Source organism: Anaerocolumna sp. MB42-C2, assembly GCF_030913705.1.
Lineage (GTDB): Bacteria > Bacillota > Clostridia > Lachnospirales > Lachnospiraceae > Anaerocolumna.
On record NZ_CP133190.1, the window covers coordinates 2310067 to 2326803 of the forward strand.

16 protein-coding genes are annotated in these 16737 nt (G+C 35.8%); 3 read left to right on the forward strand and 13 right to left on the reverse strand.

Annotated features, from left to right (window positions below; all coding sequences use genetic code 11):
* Positions 1–11: 11 nt before the first annotated feature.
* The 7 genes from ric to hydE form a co-directional block, all read right to left on the reverse strand.
* Complete coding sequence (gene ric / locus RBU59_RS10250; protein WP_308147774.1) at positions 12–695, reverse strand: iron-sulfur cluster repair di-iron protein; 684 nt, start codon at positions 693–695, stop codon at positions 12–14.
* A gap of 107 nt (positions 696–802) precedes the next feature.
* Positions 803–1519 (reverse strand): Crp/Fnr family transcriptional regulator, encoded by a 717-nt coding sequence (locus RBU59_RS10255; RefSeq protein ID WP_308147775.1) that lies wholly within the window; start codon positions 1517–1519, stop codon positions 803–805.
* A 179-nt stretch (positions 1520–1698) separates the two neighbouring features.
* Positions 1699–2886 (reverse strand): anaerobic nitric oxide reductase flavorubredoxin, encoded by a 1188-nt coding sequence (locus RBU59_RS10260; RefSeq protein WP_308147776.1) that lies wholly within the window; start codon positions 2884–2886, stop codon positions 1699–1701.
* 120 nt (positions 2887–3006) lie between these two features.
* Complete coding sequence (gene rhaM / locus RBU59_RS10265; protein WP_308147777.1) at positions 3007–3318, reverse strand: L-rhamnose mutarotase; 312 nt, start codon at positions 3316–3318, stop codon at positions 3007–3009.
* Between the two features lie 410 nt (positions 3319–3728).
* Positions 3729–4157: a flavodoxin gene (locus RBU59_RS10270; protein WP_308147778.1), complete on the reverse strand. Its 429-nt coding sequence runs from the start codon at positions 4155–4157 to the stop codon at positions 3729–3731.
* Between the two features lie 87 nt (positions 4158–4244).
* Positions 4245–4529 carry a DUF2325 domain-containing protein gene (locus tag RBU59_RS10275; RefSeq protein ID WP_308147779.1) on the reverse strand — a complete coding sequence of 95 codons (285 nt, stop codon included), beginning with the start codon at positions 4527–4529 and terminating at the stop codon, positions 4245–4247.
* A gap of 262 nt (positions 4530–4791) precedes the next feature.
* Positions 4792–5847: a [FeFe] hydrogenase H-cluster radical SAM maturase HydE gene (gene hydE / locus RBU59_RS10280; RefSeq protein WP_308147780.1), complete on the reverse strand. Its 1056-nt coding sequence runs from the start codon at positions 5845–5847 to the stop codon at positions 4792–4794.
* 428 nt (positions 5848–6275) lie between these two features.
* Here hydE and RBU59_RS10285 point away from each other — a divergent pair, with 428 nt between their 5' ends.
* The gene (locus RBU59_RS10285; protein WP_308147781.1) at positions 6276–6785 is read left to right on the forward strand and encodes a hypothetical protein; all 510 of its coding nucleotides are present in this window, start codon (positions 6276–6278) and stop codon (positions 6783–6785) included.
* Positions 6786–6927: 142 nt separating this feature from the next.
* Here RBU59_RS10285 and RBU59_RS10290 read toward each other — a convergent pair whose 3' ends face one another.
* Complete coding sequence (locus tag RBU59_RS10290; protein WP_308147782.1) at positions 6928–8292, reverse strand: MATE family efflux transporter; 1365 nt, start codon at positions 8290–8292, stop codon at positions 6928–6930.
* Between the two features lie 103 nt (positions 8293–8395).
* Positions 8396–8851 (reverse strand): MarR family winged helix-turn-helix transcriptional regulator, encoded by a 456-nt coding sequence (locus tag RBU59_RS10295; protein WP_308147783.1) that lies wholly within the window; start codon positions 8849–8851, stop codon positions 8396–8398.
* Between the two features lie 548 nt (positions 8852–9399).
* Here RBU59_RS10295 and RBU59_RS10300 point away from each other — a divergent pair.
* A complete protein-coding gene (locus tag RBU59_RS10300) occupies positions 9400–10158 on the forward strand; it encodes a YfjL-like protein (RefSeq protein ID WP_308147784.1) in 759 nt (252 codons plus the stop codon).
* Positions 10159–10401: 243 nt separating this feature from the next.
* Here RBU59_RS10300 and RBU59_RS10305 read toward each other — a convergent pair whose 3' ends face one another.
* From RBU59_RS10305 to RBU59_RS10320, 4 genes are all read right to left on the reverse strand, one after another.
* The gene (locus RBU59_RS10305) at positions 10402–12711 is read right to left on the reverse strand and encodes a sensor histidine kinase (protein ID WP_308147785.1); all 2310 of its coding nucleotides are present in this window, start codon (positions 12709–12711) and stop codon (positions 10402–10404) included.
* On the reverse strand, positions 12686–13387 hold the full coding sequence (locus tag RBU59_RS10310) for a response regulator transcription factor (RefSeq protein WP_308147786.1): 702 nt from the start codon (positions 13385–13387) through the stop codon (positions 12686–12688). The genes RBU59_RS10305 and RBU59_RS10310 overlap by 26 nt, the downstream gene beginning before the upstream one ends.
* A gap of 216 nt (positions 13388–13603) precedes the next feature.
* Positions 13604–14116, reverse strand: coding sequence for a DedA family protein (locus RBU59_RS10315; RefSeq protein ID WP_308147787.1), 513 nt, complete (start codon positions 14114–14116; stop codon positions 13604–13606).
* Positions 14117–14460: 344 nt separating this feature from the next.
* Positions 14461–15879, reverse strand: a complete 1419-nt coding sequence (locus tag RBU59_RS10320; RefSeq protein ID WP_308147788.1) for an aspartate ammonia-lyase — start codon at positions 15877–15879, stop codon at positions 14461–14463.
* Between the two features lie 325 nt (positions 15880–16204).
* Here RBU59_RS10320 and RBU59_RS10325 point away from each other — a divergent pair, with 325 nt between their 5' ends.
* Positions 16205–16666, forward strand: a complete 462-nt coding sequence (locus tag RBU59_RS10325; protein ID WP_308147789.1) for an Lrp/AsnC family transcriptional regulator — start codon at positions 16205–16207, stop codon at positions 16664–16666.
* The last annotated feature ends 71 nt before the right edge of the window (positions 16667–16737 follow it).

Here is a 16737-nt window from a genome sequence, read left to right on the forward strand (position 1 = left end):
ATTACCTGTAACTAACGACTGACATATTGCTTCAGTAAAATATTATTCTCCAGATGGATATGCTGATGGAGATCCTGCTCTAATTCGATTAATAGGGAATAGGCCTTACGGTAAGTATTACAAACATCTTCCGGCAAATGATAATCTCCTGATACATTACGCAATTCCCTTAGAATTTCACCGGCAGCCTCATGTTCCGTCACAATTTCTCCGGTCAGTGACAGCACTTCCTTTTCGTTCTCCAAAACCTGATCAAGAACCGGAAATAATAAAGTTTCTTCTTTTATTAAATGCTGCTCCAAATCGGTTTTTAATTTTCCGAACAGTTTATAAACATCATATAATTCTCTATGATTTTTACCATGTACTCTTACAATTGTATTTAATAATTCAGATACTTCCGGCAAAGCTTTTCTTAAATAGCTGTGATGGGTATCTTCGATATAAGCAGATAATACCACTTTGCTCATTTCGTTAAAATTACTACCCTGATAATCATTTTGCCGGTCAGCCATGGTCTGCCCTATCTTCTCATAAACTTTAGTTTCATCTATCCCCTGATTCTTTATAACTTCGGACAGGGACCTAAAACCGCCGCAGCAATAATCGATTCCAAATTCATCAAAAACTTTAGTTGCTCCAGGTATTGCAGCTACCACATCACCGATACATATATTTTTATCCATATAATTCATAGTAATTCCTCCTAGATTCTTAGTTTTAAGTAACACACCAGTTACGTTTTTTTGCTATACTTAGTATAACTTGTTCCAGGACAAAATTCTGTGATTTAAATCAAACTTTATAAATCCGCAGTATCTTTTAAAAGTTTTTCATCTAATATAAGAATGGATTTATTGCTGACCGAACGAATGGTTCCCTCATCCTCCATTTGACTCAATTTACGGCTGACGGTTTCCCTTGTTACCCCTAAATAATTTGCCATCCCCTCACGGCTTAAGGGTAGGCGAATGAGTATACCCTCCGTAACAGCTTTTCCATATTTTTCTGAAAAATCCATTAACAAAGAACTAATTCTGGTATCCACACTTCGAACACCCATGCTTTGCAGGCTTTTTTCCAGTCTGGCCATACGGCCGCCAAGTTCTTCAATTATTTTCAAGGCAATATCGGGATACTTAAATAACAATTGCTGTAATTGGAATTTTGTAAGAGTGCAGGCCTTAAAAGGTGTCAATGCTTCCACCGTAAAAGCAGCCGTCTGATTATTTAGTAAATACTGTTCTCCGAAGAAATCTCCTTCTGAGAATATATATAATATTTGTTCTCTGCCATCCGGTGTGTATTTATATGCTTTCGCACTGCCTTCATTAATAATAACAATAGTATCCGGTTTATCGCCTAGGTTGAAGATGGCTTCTCCTTTTTTATAATCTTTATGTTCAATTTTTTCTGATATTTTAATCAGATCTTCCTGGTTAAGCCCATTAAAGATAGGTACCTTATGAATACATAATTTATTTGAGCAAAACATACATTTATTTGATTCTTTAACCATAAAAATCTCCCTTATATAGTTTAAGTGCATGCGTGTACTTCTTGCGTAAGAACCTTCCCTTTTAAGTGAAAGTTAATCTGCAAAATAGAGCACTCATGCACATTTTGTAAAAATCAGCTTAGATTATGAATTTTATCCTTTCTTTAAGTGCCAAAAGTGACTATCTGACACCCCATCTATTATATATGTCCAACAAACTGCCTTCCGTACTCTGTGCAATTGGCTAATTTCTCCTCATCCGGTACCCACAGGGAACGGTGACCGTCATCCGCAAGTTTAAAACCACATCTGCCAAGTTCATCGGTTAACTGCTTTACAGCTTCACCGCTCCAGCCATAACTACCAAATGCCGCTGCGCTTTTTTTCTTGAATTTGAGTCCTTTTACCATCTCAAGGAGCCCTCCGATGGAATGTAAATAACCGTTATTTACAGTGGGTGATCCAACTAATATCGCTTTTGAACGGAATATTTCAGTAACAATATCATTTTTATCTTCTTTTGCAGAATTAAACAGTTTTACAGTGATGGAGTTATCCGCCTTACGAATACCGTCGGCAATCGCTTCTGCCATTTTTTTTGTGGCATTCCACATAGTATCATAAATAATTGTGATCTGGTTTTCCTGATAAGCATCTGCCCATTTTATATATTGATTTACAATCTGAAGTGGATCCTTTTTCCATATGATACCATGACTCGGGCAAATCATAGCTACCGGCAGGTTAAATTTTAAAATTTCATCTATTTTCTTGGTTACCAACGAGCTGAAAGGTGTTAATATATTCGCATAATATTTCAGTGCTTCCTCATATAATTCTGAATTATCTACCGTATCGTTATATAAAGATTCCGTGGCATAATGCTGCCCAAATGCGTCATTACTGAATAAGATATTTTCCTCTGTCATATAAGTAAACATGCTGTCAGGCCAGTGCAGCATGGGAGCTTCAATAAAGATAAGTTTGCTTTCACCAAGATCTAAGGTCTCACCGGTTTTTACCGTTACAAAATTCCAGTCTTCATGATAATGAGCTTTTAATATCTGAGCCCCTTTGGCAGTACAATAAACAGGAGTATCCGGTATTTCTCTTAATAGCTCCGGCAGTGCGCCGCTATGGTCTATTTCACCATGGTTAGCAATAATATAATCAATTTCCTTTAAATCGATTTCCTCTTTTAACCGTGAAACAAATTCCTTATCATAAGGCTGCCACACCGTATCTATTAATACTGTTTTTTCATCACGTATTAAATAAGAATTATAGGAGGAACCTTTCTTTGTAGAATATTCCTGCCCATGAAAATTTTTCAGCTCCCAATCCACTTTGCCAACCCAGGTTACTTTATCTGTTAATTTCTTAGTCATAATATTTACCTCCAAAATTGATTTGCTTTCTTTGTTTATAGTATACCAATTTCATATTATCTAAACTATGATACAAATCACATTTTGAAAATAAGCATAAATCCTTGATTTCAGCCGGATTTAATCCAGATGAAATACTAACTGTAAATCCTGGGTCACAGGGCTGTTATCCGGATTAGTCTCCATAATATCTGCCATATAATCCCACCATTGTCTGTTAATAGCGGTATCTGCTGCCTGTGCCCATAATTCTTCATCCAGTATTTCAATATATCCAAATAATGTATTGGTTTCTCTGTCCAGAAAAATAGAGTAGTTCTTTCCCCCATAAGCATGAATCATATCAATCATCTCAGGCCATAATTCATTATGGCGTTTATAATATTCCTGCTCCATTCCTTCATACAATTTCATTTTAAAACCTTTAATCATATTAATATCCTTTCTTTTTAAAATTCCATTTTTTTGGTAACCATTATCTATATATCATTATACTCACATAATAATTTAAAATAAAGTCTAAAAGAAAATATTATAATATTAGAAAATACAAGAAAGAGTCTGGCTTGCCAGACTTTAGCGCTGACGCGCTGTCACGACAGTGACATCTTCCTTAAAACGCGTCATGTGCATCCTGCCGGTCGGGCTTTTTATGCAATAGTACGCAATTTCTTATTGCATAAAAACAGTGAGCCGTTACAATACAAGTAATTTATCTTACTTAAGGTCAAAGTTAAATAAATTAATTATCTGCTATCAGCTCACTGCTCATTTTATGCTATTATTTTCTTTCTTAAAACCATTATAAGTTTTCCGATTAATTTTATCATTCCATAATTTAATTACAACGCGAGACTTTTACCCAACTGATAACAACGATCCAGGGTTTCTTTATCGGGTTCGCCAAGAACGGTAACACCTTTTCCATTTACAATTTCCGCACCTGCACTGATGAATCTTTCTTCCCAATCAGACATCCATTCACATTCTCCCCAACCGTACGAACCAAACAGCCCAATTCTTTTTCCCTGAGCATATTTTTCTACTTCAGCAACAAAAGGTTCCATATATTCTTCCTCTAATTCTTCCGCTCCCATAGATGGGCATCCCAGAGCAAATACCGGTATTTCCTTCAGCATTTCCGCTTTTATCGCTGTTACTTCAACAACTTCTGCTTCTTTTCCCTCTGATAAAACACCCTCACCAATCATCTTTGCCATCTTTTCTGTATTACCTGTTCCACTCCAATATACTACAAATATCTTATTCATAAGAATCCTCCTTATGTGTTAATGTCCGGGTAACCCCGGAAATAGTTAAACTGGTATTCTAAGAACTGCTGCATTTAAGATCTATACTTATACCGCACAATGCTCCAACAATATGTCTTTTAATGCATAGGCACTGCTGCTATGGCTTCTTTCTATAATGGTGTCATCTTTTTCTACCGCTTGAAGGGCAGAAACAACCATTTTATGGGAAACGGTATTGGTAAATAAAATAAGCAGATCAGGTTTTCCTACCATAGTTTTAAAGTTGGCGGGCATATGAGTAAATACTTTAGCTTTACACTTATGTTGTTTGCATATCTCTTTATATGTACAGACCATTCTGTCATGTCCTCCGACTATTACTATACTCATTTTTCACCTCCGCATTAATTGCAATTGACTTTCATTATCATTTTGTGTTTATAGATTATCATATATCCGATTCATTTGGCAAGTATTTTAATTGATAATAATTATTGTTTTATTCATCCGGTCCTGTAGTTCTCTTAATTTCTCCAAAAATTTGCAGAACTTTAACCACATATTACAAAAGACTAGTCTAATCTCTATTTAGGACTAGAATAGTCTTTTATTTTTATCCGGAAAAACTCGATTCACTTCTCTTTAAAAAATACTAATCCTCCATAGGAACAAAATCCCCTCTGGCACTGATTATTTCATAACCAACCTTTTTCATCCGGTTCTGAAGACAGACCCTGCATTCGGCGGCTTCATCACCGGTACAGATTTTATTGTCATAAAGTTCATATTTTTTTCGTACCGTAACAGGGGACAGGTTGGGCATAACCACGTTAGCACCGGATAAAACGCCCTTTTCTCTTCCAAGAGGATGAATTGTACCAAGCGCGGTAGTTGCAGGTATTAAAGCATTGGGGATCATTAACCGCAATATACTGATTAAATACAGGGTAAGATCCATAGAACCTTTCTCCCTATCAGCAAAAGGGGTATCATGGTGGGGCAGATAAGGTCCGATACCAATCATCGCCGGGGATAGTTCTTTTATAAAAAGCAGATCTTCCGCCAGATGTTCCGCTGTCTGATAAGGAGATCCAACCATAAAACCGGTACCCACCTGATAACCGATTTCTTTTAAGTTCCTTAGGCATTGTTTTCGGTTTTCCAAACTTAAAGAAGCCGGGTGAAGTTTTTCATAATGTTCTTTGTTGGCAGTTTCGTGACGTAACAGGTAACGGTCAGCCCCCGCTTTAAAATATGTCAAATAAGATTTATAACTCTTCTCACCTATGGACAACGTGATTGCACAGTCCGGATAGTTTGCTTTCATAGTTAAAATAATATCCGCCATATCATCATCGGAATACCGTAAATCTTCTCCGCCCTGTAAAACGAATGTGCGAAATCCCAGGCCATAACCCTCTTTGCAGCACTCAAGAATATCTTCCTTGGTCAGCCTGTATCGGGTAACATTGGTATTACTTTTCCTGATGCCGCAGTAGTAACAATCATTTTTACAATTATTTGTAAATTCAATTAAACCTCTGGTATAAACTTTATTATCAAAATATTGCTTAGCCGTTTTTACAGCTTTCTCTCTGAGATATTCAGCATCTTCCTCTGTAAAACCGGTTAGAAGATGTATAAATTCTTCCCTCGTTAAGGTTCTTTGGATTTCTAAGGTATCAATCAGTTTTTTCTTATCAGGCATCTTAATTACTCGCTTTCTTTTATAATAAAAGGGTTGTGAGTGTGCTTTCTAAGCCGAGTGTTTTCTTGTTATTTATTGTTTATTCCTAAACAACAAATAATCCCTGTGCCCCCTAAAGAGGCACAAGGATAGAAAATCAAAACGTAACTACGCAGCAACTAAATAACCATAATACTAACGTAATCATGTATATGTGGTTTGCGTATTCTATACTCTCGCCTTTTCACTTGGGACGTACCCTAATGCTCAGCACGAACTATTTTTAATTTATAGCTATATTATACACCTGCATTGCTTTTTAGTAAATACTAATTCAATAACCTTTTTTCCGAGTAAAAATTTCTATTATTTTTTGTTATTCTCATAAAAGCACACGCATCTTAATCTTTTTGCATAAATTATTACATAAAGCAGAAAGGGGAATTTTATTGCAGGACGATCAATTTTATTATAATAAATTTCAAAACTTCCAGAATTCTAATAGTGAACAGCCGGTTTATCCTGATATGACATTTATGCAGCAACCAGGAGAAGATGGGCGTCCACCAAGAAGAGATGACCGGCAAAGGGATGACAGACAAAGAGATAACAGGCCAAGAGACGAGAGAGGCCCCGGCAGAGATAATCAACCTCCCTTTATACCGCCGCCACCGCCCCCACCATTTACACCACCGCCGGGCGAAGGTGGACCGACGCAAGCTCCAAGATCGGCTCCGCCAGCTTTTTCACCACGTATTCCATCAAGACAAGATGGTCCAAGAGGTATTAGAAATTGTCTATACAGGAATACTTTTATCTGGTTAAACAATGGCAACAGTTTCTGGTTCTATCCGACCTTTGTCGGAAGGCAGGCAGTATCCGGATTCCGTTGGAGAGGTTTTGCCTGGACTTTCGAAAGAATTAATTTGAACCGTATCTGGTCTTTTCAATGTTTCTAATTCGTGATTAAACTTGAAGCAAAAGACAACTGACTTTTAAAAGTCCGCATCTTTTCTCCTTTTTATCAACGGGAGTACAGCAAAACCGGGGAAACCATTTATCTAGTTTCCCCGGTTTGTCATATACAGAATACTTTCACAGTTATCCTCTTGTTACATTGCGTACCCATTTATATGATTTATATCGCAGTGTAGTAAGAGGAATCTTAATAATTTCATCACTCATAATAATCATATATACAATCGGAACCGGCAGTTTCCAGACAAAAGCTGCCAGGGCTCCGAAGAATATGGAGCATCCCCAAAGAGTTGATACATCTAATATCAATCCGAATTTCGTATCACCACCGGCCCGGAATACACCAACTACCATAGTGGTATTATAAGCCTGTCCAATAGCAAAATATGACATAACAAACATCATGACCTTTAAATACCCTCTAGCTTCTGTACTTAAGGTTAATTGACTTTGGGCTATACTGGATACTCCTAAAATCACACCGGCTCCGATAAAACCTAATAAAAGGGTTAAACGGATAAAACGCTTTGCGTATACTTTTGCGAGTTCTTCTTTCTGTTCTCCGATTGCTTTCCCAATTATAATCGCTGTTGCATTCGCCAATCCAAATGCAACTACCATTGCAAGCTGTCTGGTTACTTGAGTAACAGAATTCGCAGCAACCACCGAACTTCCTAAATGTCCGATTATAGCAGCATTTGTTGAAGTTCCTGCTCCCCAGATCAACTCATTTAACATAACCGGTATAGCAAACGTAAAGAAATCTTTCATTAATACATTTTCCTTATGGAATAAATCTTTTATATGAAATTTTAATACTTTATTTACCTTTCTGGCATAAAACCATACAATAATAAATTCTGTTATCCTTGCTATTAAAGTAGCCAGGGCAGCACCTCTGATACCCATAGGTTCCAAACCGAATAAACCGAAGATAAACACAGCGTTTAATATTACATTAATAATCAAGGAAATTAAATAAACAACCGTTGATATTATGACCCTTTCCACACTTCGCATGATGTTAAGGTAAATCATAGTAATAGCTACAAAAATATAGGATATACCCACAATTTTTAAATATTGAATTCCTTCCGTTATTACTGCCTCTTCTGAAGTAAATATTTTCATAATAGGTCGTGGAAATAGTAAAACTGCCATTGTAAAAATAATAGAAACTATTAGTGCAAATCTCATAGCAATTGCAAGTATTTTTTCAATAGTACGAATGTCTTTTTTGCCCCAGTATTGGGCAGTCAATACAGCAGCTCCGGAGGTCAATCCGAAGAAGATCAAAGTCATAATAAATTGCACCTGCCCAGCCAGGGATGCTGCCGAAAGTGACGTTTCTCCTACTTTTCCCAACATAATTACATCAGCGGAACTAACTCCGACATTAATCAGATTTTGTAAGGCCATGGGCAATACCAAAGAAAAAACTAATTTGTAGAAATTTCTTTTTTCTTCCCGGTTATTTATATAAGTCATAAGTATTCTCCTTTAAGTATTTATTAATCCTCTTTTGCTATCAAAAACCTGTGAGCTCTCAAATAATATGTAGGTAAACTAAACTCCGGTCCCTGTCACATTCTTAATCAATATACATAGAAACACGAATTGCTTTGGTTAAGGTTTCATTAATCCGAGTAAAATCCTCCATATCCTTAGGTTTTATAGATTCAAATGCTTCCGTTTCTGCCTTTTTTAAAGCATTTATCATATCCAATGTAAATTTATATCCTTTTTCCGTTAGATAAATATCATAATTTCGTTTATCTTCTTTTGATTGTTTTTTCCCTGCGATATTTTTATTTATTAATCCTTGTATAATACTGGATACCGTCTGCTTAGGATAAAATAAGGCTTCGCAAATAGATCGCTGGGTACAGCCGGAAGAATGTTCAAATATTGCCCTTAAAACAAACAATGCTGAACTGGTAAGATCATAACGTTTTGCAAATTCCGTATATAATCTCTCTACTAAAATCCACTGATTATACCAGCTCTCTATCTGTTCAGGTATAACATTATTATTTTCATATTCCATATTCAGCTCCTTTTAAGTTCGGAAAATTAGTCCGACATAGGACAAAATAACATTTTTTATACAAAAAGTCAATGTTAATAAGCAACAATATAAAAAACTGCTGCAATTCTCCGGTTTTATGTGACAAGCATTATTTGATTTACGAGCTAGAGTCTGGTTTACCGGACTCTAGCGCTGACGCGCTGTCACGACAGTGACATCTTCCTTAAGTGCGTCATGTGCATCCTGCCGGTCGGGCTTTTTGTGCAATAGGAAGCAATTTCCTATTGCATAAAACCCAAATAAAAAAAGAAAAACTGATTTAGTTAATATACTGTGGTATAATTTGAGTTAATACCTTTTTAGACACGGAAATCATAATATCAAAAGAGAGTATAAGAAGAATAAAAGAACTTATATACCATATTAGTACTCAATGGTGTTTGTTAAACCGGATATAAACCTATATTAATGGATTTCATAAATAATAACAGAAAGGAAGCCCGGACAATTATTTCTGTCTTATCTTGGGGTAGTACAGAAAAATTCGGTACTTGGTGTAATAAACTATGAAAAAGAGGACACTGCTTAAATTGATTTCAGGCATAACCGTATTTTTAATCATTTTTTTCTTATTTAATATATACAATGGATTTATGGGTAATCCCTTAACCGCCAAATTTGCTAATTCTAAAATAAAAGCTTATGTAAATAAAACTTACCCAAACCTTGATCTGACCATTTCAGAAACAAAATATACTTTTAAAGATTCGGCCTATTATTCCAAAGTCCAGTCAAAAAAAAGCCAAGATACACAATTTACGGTAAGCTGCAGAAAAGGCAGAGTTACGGATGATTATGAATATGAAGTTGCCAATAAATTTACAACCTACCGCCGTCTGAGCGAGACTTTTAATAAAGATGTGGAAGATATTTTAAGTAAGGAATTTCCTTATCACACTACAATCGTGATTGGAGATTATGGTAAAGAGGAGTTGAATTTTAACAAACTGAAACTGGATATGCCCTATGATCTTACTAATCCCCCGTTACCTGCATCTTTAACTGTATACTGCTCCAGTGACGTGTTTACCTATGAAGTATTAAGTAAGCGGCTGCTTGAACTAGACGCCATTATGAAAAGACATAATATTCCCATCACTACTTATTCATTAACACTGGAAGCTTATGAAACGGAAGAAAAACCTGCAAGTCACCGATTATATTTAATAGATTTTCCCGCTGATAAAATTAACAGTACGGATTTAGTTCATGTACTCAAAAAACATCAGTCAGACTGGGAGCAGGACCCTGCACACCAAAAGTAAAAAGTACAGTTAAACTTGCTTTTTATAAAAACCTAAAAGTTCATCAGAATTAAGATATATAATTTTCACTTATCATAAAACTACAAAAATATGGGAATTATATTTCGCACAAATGATCAGCGAATATAATTCCCATATTCTCATAAGACATTCCTCTTTAGATATCGTTGTATAGTCCGGGCATCAATCCTGCAGAAGAACATGGTCACTTAAGCCACCGCAAAGGTTACTTGAAGGTCCTTACTATTTATTCCATATAATAACTGCTTTAAATAAATCCCCGTCCAAATGAATCATAAATTTGCCTCCCTGAACCTCTACAAAGTTTTTTACAATAGCAAGACCAAGACCGGCTCCCTCCGTATTTCGCGATTTGTCACCTCGTACAAAACGCTCGGTGATATCCTGGGAGTTAAAATCCAGCTCTGAAGCTGAGATATTTTTTAAGGTTACGATAACTTCTCCCTCTGAGGTCTGTATCTCTATATAGGCCCTGGTATAAGGCATTGCATATTTGGTTATATTAAGTATCAGGTTTTCAAAGATGCGGTACGTTTTGTCACTGTCTAACTTTAATATCACCTTTTCCTCCGGCAAAAGCCAACGAAATTCCACTTCAGACTGTTCAATCTTATCCGATAGTTCGAATTGCACCTGCTTTATTAAAGATACTATATCCATATCCACTAAATTCAGGGTAATATTATTACTGGAGGCTTTGCTGATTTCAAATAAATCTTCGATCAGGCTTTTTAACCGCATTGATTTTTTATCCAGGGTATCGATATAGGAGTTCCTATCCTCCTCTGTAATATTTTCTTCTTTTAATAAATTAATGTAAGTGATAATAGCGGTCAGTGGAGTTTTCAAATCATGGGAAACATTTGTTATTAAATCCGTTTTCAGTTTCTGGCTTTTCATTTCTTCTTCCACAGCCTTCTTAAAACCAAATTGAACCTTTGTCAGTTCTTCCTTTAAGGGATTAAATACTCCTAAATCCTCTTCAATGGCCACCTCCAGGTTGCCCTCCGCCATACTTCTGGTAGAATTAAGCAGCTTAGCATATTTCTCTTTAATATCCGTTACATACTTTCTCATTATAAAAAATAAGATTATAGTATAAGGAATCAATGCAGCAATGCCCAAATACCAGATACTGCATAAAACCGCCAAAATAATAAAATTCACTGCAAGAATCTTAAAAATAGCCTTATTGGAAGAGTCGGTCAAATCAATATCAGAAAGAAAAGCAATGAGTCGTTTTCCATTACGTTTTACCCATACCAGAAAGATTCCGGTTAAAGTTCTTTCTTTAAAATAGGACTTTAATCCTAAGCTAAACATATTACGCAGGGATAATACAGCCACAAATAAGATCATAAATATTAAAATATAACCAAAAAAATTAGCCCCATAATCCATAATCCTCTGCATCCAATAAGGAAATATGGTATATTCTGTAAAATTAATTAAATGATCAGATACGGTTTCATAAGCGACACCAGACATTTCTTCGTATATTCCAAATGTAAAACATATACCTAAAAACCCGATCTCAAATGGTATTTTATCTGCCAGGGTTTTCACTAATCCAAAGGATTTCTTAAACGGAAGAAAAAGTGCCAGCAAGACGACCAGGACAATGGAAATGGCATAAACATAAAGAAATCCTCCATTTCTAAAAGACCAAACCTGTCTCCACTGATTATCATAATCAGCTCCTTTCGTATAATAAAAATCCTTATCTTTGGAGGCGTATATAATCGTTATATCTGAGGGAGCTTTTATCTGATTGAAGTATTGATACCAGGAACTGTTATCTAATTCACGGCTGAATAAATCTCGATTCAATTCCAGGGTTTCAAAACTTTCTTTCCAGCTTTCCTCCAAGCCACTTAACTCCGATATCTCTAAGCTTCCGTCTTCCTTATATTGAAATACCGTATAATAAGGATATATAGCTTTTACTTTCTGTGCTTCTTCCGAAGTTTCCTGCAGCATTTTCAAATTAGTAACTGTATTGGTCAAAGTCTTTCCGGTTTTATTATCTATCATATAATACTCTAACCCATAATTAGCCAGGCTGTTATTAAAAAATGAATTATACCAGTGTTGTAACGTATTATTAAAATTTTGAACAAATTCTTCTTTCTCATAATAGGTATCGTTATAATAAACTTCATTATCTGTATCTGACTTATCTATATATTCTTCGCTGTATTCTGTGTTCGCTGACAGTACCTTGTTCATAGAGTCGGGCAAAAATACTTCTCCCGGGGTCAAAACCTTATCCTTTCTCTGCTCCATAACATCCCAATACAGACAATAATTTCCCCGGTATAGTTCCTCTATAAATTCTTCTTTATAAGAATTCTCCATTCCTGCTCTGATTTTATTGTCCTCTATCGTAGACTTCTCCATTATGGAATTCGCATTTTGCAAAAGAATCGGATAAGTAGCAATCACACCTATGGAGATCGCAGAAAGCAGCAACACACTGATAAATATTCCTAATACTTTTGACAAATTATTGTTTTTCGATTTTGTATCCAACACCCCACACCACCTTCAAATATTTTGGATTTTTCGGATTTATTTCTATTTTTTCTCTGATATTTCTTATGTGAACCATAATGGTATCCGTACCAACTGCCCTTTCGTTCCACACTCTCTCATAAATTTCTTCAGCAGAATAAACCCTGCCCGGATTTTTAATCATTAATGCTAAAATCTTAAATTCCAGGGGAGTTAACTTAACCGGATTTTGGTCCACAAAAACCTGAATTGTATTTTCATTTAACTCAAGCCCACCGATTACGTAGACATTATCTTCTTTCTTTTCCTCTAATATGTTTAGATATTTGGAATAGCGCCGTAAATGGGAATTTACTCTGGCAAGGAGTTCCATGGGAGTAAAAGGTTTTGTCATATAATCATCCGCTCCGATATTTAATCCGGTAACCTTATCGATTTCCTCGGATTTGGCAGTCAGCATAATAACAGGAAATTCGTATTTTTCCCTTAATTTTAAGGTCATGGTAATCCCGTCCATTCTTGGCATCATGATATCTACTATTGCAAGATGTATCTCTTCCTCTTCGATCATTTTAAGGCCCTCTACTCCATTGGATGCCTTAAAAACGGTATATCCCTGATTCTTTAAATAGATACTGATTCCTTCTAATATTTCCTTATCGTCTTCCACTACCAAGACATGACTTGCCTCCATGTTAACCTCCATCTATCCTACGAGAATAATTCATTATTTCTATTTGGTGAAACTATTTTTAATCATAATTACAAATAACCTTTGTACTTATTATTTCAAATCTTATTTTTCCTCTTTTTAATTTACCTAATCCTATTTATTATACACTTTGCTGTTACTTCTTTCAAATTATAATAACTGACTGTACTTTAGCTGTTTTTTCCTTTCATAAGCTTATTAACTGCTTAATATCTGCAGAACAGGATCGCCCAAGAGATAACCGGCACCGACTAAAACCAGGTTCCATATGGTAATTCCAAACACAGAAAAAACCGTATATCTCCAAAAATTCATTTTCAAGATACCAGCCGGTATGGGTATAATGGTTCTAATTACGGGTATTAATTTACCGATAAATATACCGATATATCCTTTATTTTTTACTTGTTCCATTGCCTGGTCAATTGCTCGTTTAAGTTTGGGAAACTTTTTTATATGCCTGGTCAATAGAAACTCACCTCCTAATCTCCCCACAAAATAAAGTAATGAGCTCCCACAAAGTCCAGCCAATACCGAAAGCAAAAGCGCCATACCGAAGCCAATTCCTCCCTGAGCGGCCCAGATTCCTGCCATGGGCAGAATCAGACCTGCCGGAAACCCTGGCAGGTTTAAATATTCTAAAAATACAATAATGAATATTGCAATGGCACCGTACTGATGAAAATAACTTGTTATAATTTGAGTGTCCATTTATTCCCTTCCTCTTTCTATAGCATTTAACAATCATGTCTTTTACTCCTTACTTTGCTTCTTTTGTTGCTTTTTGAATACTATAAAATATAAATCTAAAAAGCAACTCTATAAAAAACGAAAGAATTTCTTAAGAAAATTAAAAAAACCTGGGAAAGGAAAGAATTAAGCGTTGCGAATCTTGTCCCCTAAAGGCAACTGAAGCTATAAAATTCGTATGAATTGTATAGAATATTTAGATAACTATATTGTTTCGCAATCATCTAAAAAAAGATTATTACCGGATTAATACCGGATAATAATCTTTTTTATAATATATAAATTACACCAAACAGGCCTTAGTATTAAATTGTTTGTATCAATGCATACTCAAGATGATGTTTTGGTTCCGTCATATCAGCGGAATTTAGTATTGCATCAAGCTGATCTAATGTCAATTCCGTTTCTTCCACTACCAGCTTCTTTAATGGAATACCTGTTTTCAGAGATTTTTTTGCCAGTTCAGCCGCTCTCTGATAGCCGATAAAAGGACATAATGCAGTGGAAATACCTACGCTTGCATCTAATAATTCCTGACACCGGTCCTCATTGGCAGTAATATCTGTTATGCAATTATCTGTTAAGGTTGCTGCTGCACTTGTTAATATCTCAATTGATTCAAAAAGATTATGGAATAACACCGGTTCGAAGGCATTTAATTCCAATTGTCCTGCTTCTGCAGCCATGGTAATTGCCATATCATTTCCTATAATCTGAAAGGTCACCTGGGTTACTACCTCAGGTATAACCGGGTTTACTTTTCCTGGCATAATGGATGAGCCGTTTTGTTTTGCAGGTAGATTGATTTCTGCTATTCCTGCCTTAGGTCCGCTGGAAAGCAACCGAAGGTCATTACATATTTTTGATAAATTAACCGCACAGGTTTTAATTACTCCAGATATATAGATAAATCCGTCCAGGTTCTGAGTTGCATCAAACAGGTCAGATGCCTGTTTACAGGAGGTTTGGCATATTTTATTAATATTAGGTACGATTTGCTTTAAATATAAAATATTAGCATTAATGCCAGTCCCTATGGCAGTCCCTCCCATGTTTAATGTCGATACCTCCTCCAATGATTTTTCCAAGCGGCAGATATCTCTGGCTATCACGGAAGCATATGCCTGAAATGTCTGTCCAAGCCGCATGGGTACTGCATCCTGAAGCTGGGTTCTTCCAATTTTTAATATATGATTAAATTCTTTGGACTTTTTAAGCAAAGTGCTGTGAAGACGTCTTAATTCATTCATTGTTTTAGGCAGCATTTCTAAAACTGTCAATTTGCCTGCACTGGGAATAACATCATTCGTAGATTGTGACATATTGACGTGGTCATTCGGATGAACCAGCGTATAGTCCCCTTTTATCCCTCCCAGTATTTGGACAGCGCGGTTTGCAATAACCTCATTGGCATTCATATTAGCTGAGGTACCTGCACCTCCTTGAATGGAATCTACAATAAACTGGTCTCTTAATTTGCCTTCTATAATTTCATTGCAGGCACAGATAATGGCATCAGCGATTCTGCTGTCTAATACATTTATATTCCGATTCGTAACAGCTGCCGCTTTCTTAATCTTAACCAGATTCCGAATAAATACCGGATGCATAGGTCTTCCGGTTATATTGAAATTTCTTTTGGCTCTTAAGCTTTGTACACCATAATAAGCATCGGCTGGAACAGCCAGACTTCCGATCGAATCAGCTTCAATTCTCATTTCCATTCGTATCATCCTCTCTTTTTTGTATTAATGCCACAAATTATGAACATGAGGATAACATGTTTTTCCTTTTCCGTAAAGTAACTCTGTGCAGATACGAAGATAAATAATTATTTGACCCTGAAACATAATAATATAAAATTATTTGGTGATTTTCTTTAAATAATTAAATTCACTTAATAAAATATAGTTTTTATATGTACTTGCTTGTAAAGATGGATTATATAATTTATAATATTAAGAATCAGTTCTTGAATTATATAGAATACGACAATACGAACAGTTATTCAATTAAAATATAAATTACTAAGAAAGGAAGCGGGCATGTATGGATCATATTGATGAACAGATTTTAATGATGCTGCAAAAAAATGCCAGAACTCCGCTGAAAGTTATAGCCGAGAAAGTATTTTTATCATCTCCGGCAGTTGCAGCCAGAATCAGCAGATTAGAAAAAGAGGGAATTATTAAAGGTTACCACACGGAAGTAAATTGGTTCAAATTAGGATATCATATCACCGCTTTTATTAATTTAGAGGTGGAACCGTATCAAAAACCGGAATTTTATCCCTTTATCAAAGCATGTCCAAACGTAATCGAATGCAACTGTGTAACCGGACATTATGCCATGTTACTTAAAGTATGTTTTTACACCACCATGGAATTGGATACCTTTATTGGACAGATTCAGAAGTTCGGCAGAACCAGCACCCAGATTGTTTTCTCTACAGCAGTTGAGCACAGGGGAATACAGGAGATTACCAAAACAGAAGAAACTGACATGCCCTGATCGTTATATATTTTACTGCGCCATATATTTTTTGCCTCATTGATATGATTCACCCGGCAAAGATCCTCACA

What these genes read in the sequence shown, in the direction of transcription:
- RBU59_RS10275 (WP_308147779.1), bottom strand. Translation starts at nt 4,529, where the DNA reads ATGAGTATAGTAATAGTCGGAGGACATGACAGAATGGTCTGTACATAT.
- RBU59_RS10315 (WP_308147787.1), bottom strand. Translation starts at nt 14,116, where the DNA reads ATGGACACTCAAATTATAACAAGTTATTTTCATCAGTACGGTGCCATT.
- RBU59_RS10320 (WP_308147788.1), bottom strand. Translation starts at nt 15,879, where the DNA reads ATGGAAATGAGAATTGAAGCTGATTCGATCGGAAGTCTGGCTGTTCCA.
- hydE (WP_308147780.1), bottom strand. Translation starts at nt 5,847, where the DNA reads ATGCCTGATAAGAAAAAACTGATTGATACCTTAGAAATCCAAAGAACC.
- RBU59_RS10325 (WP_308147789.1), top strand. Translation starts at nt 16,205, where the DNA reads ATGGATCATATTGATGAACAGATTTTAATGATGCTGCAAAAAAATGCC.
- RBU59_RS10310 (WP_308147786.1), bottom strand. Translation starts at nt 13,387, where the DNA reads ATGGAGGCAAGTCATGTCTTGGTAGTGGAAGACGATAAGGAAATATTA.
- ric (WP_308147774.1), bottom strand. Translation starts at nt 695, where the DNA reads ATGAATTATATGGATAAAAATATATGTATCGGTGATGTGGTAGCTGCA.
- RBU59_RS10260 (WP_308147776.1), bottom strand. Translation starts at nt 2,886, where the DNA reads ATGACTAAGAAATTAACAGATAAAGTAACCTGGGTTGGCAAAGTGGAT.
- RBU59_RS10290 (WP_308147782.1), bottom strand. Translation starts at nt 8,292, where the DNA reads ATGACTTATATAAATAACCGGGAAGAAAAAAGAAATTTCTACAAATTA.
- RBU59_RS10255 (WP_308147775.1), bottom strand. Translation starts at nt 1,519, where the DNA reads ATGGTTAAAGAATCAAATAAATGTATGTTTTGCTCAAATAAATTATGT.
- RBU59_RS10300 (WP_308147784.1), top strand. Translation starts at nt 9,400, where the DNA reads ATGAAAAAGAGGACACTGCTTAAATTGATTTCAGGCATAACCGTATTT.
- RBU59_RS10295 (WP_308147783.1), bottom strand. Translation starts at nt 8,851, where the DNA reads ATGGAATATGAAAATAATAATGTTATACCTGAACAGATAGAGAGCTGG.
- RBU59_RS10270 (WP_308147778.1), bottom strand. Translation starts at nt 4,157, where the DNA reads ATGAATAAGATATTTGTAGTATATTGGAGTGGAACAGGTAATACAGAA.
- rhaM (WP_308147777.1), bottom strand. Translation starts at nt 3,318, where the DNA reads ATGATTAAAGGTTTTAAAATGAAATTGTATGAAGGAATGGAGCAGGAA.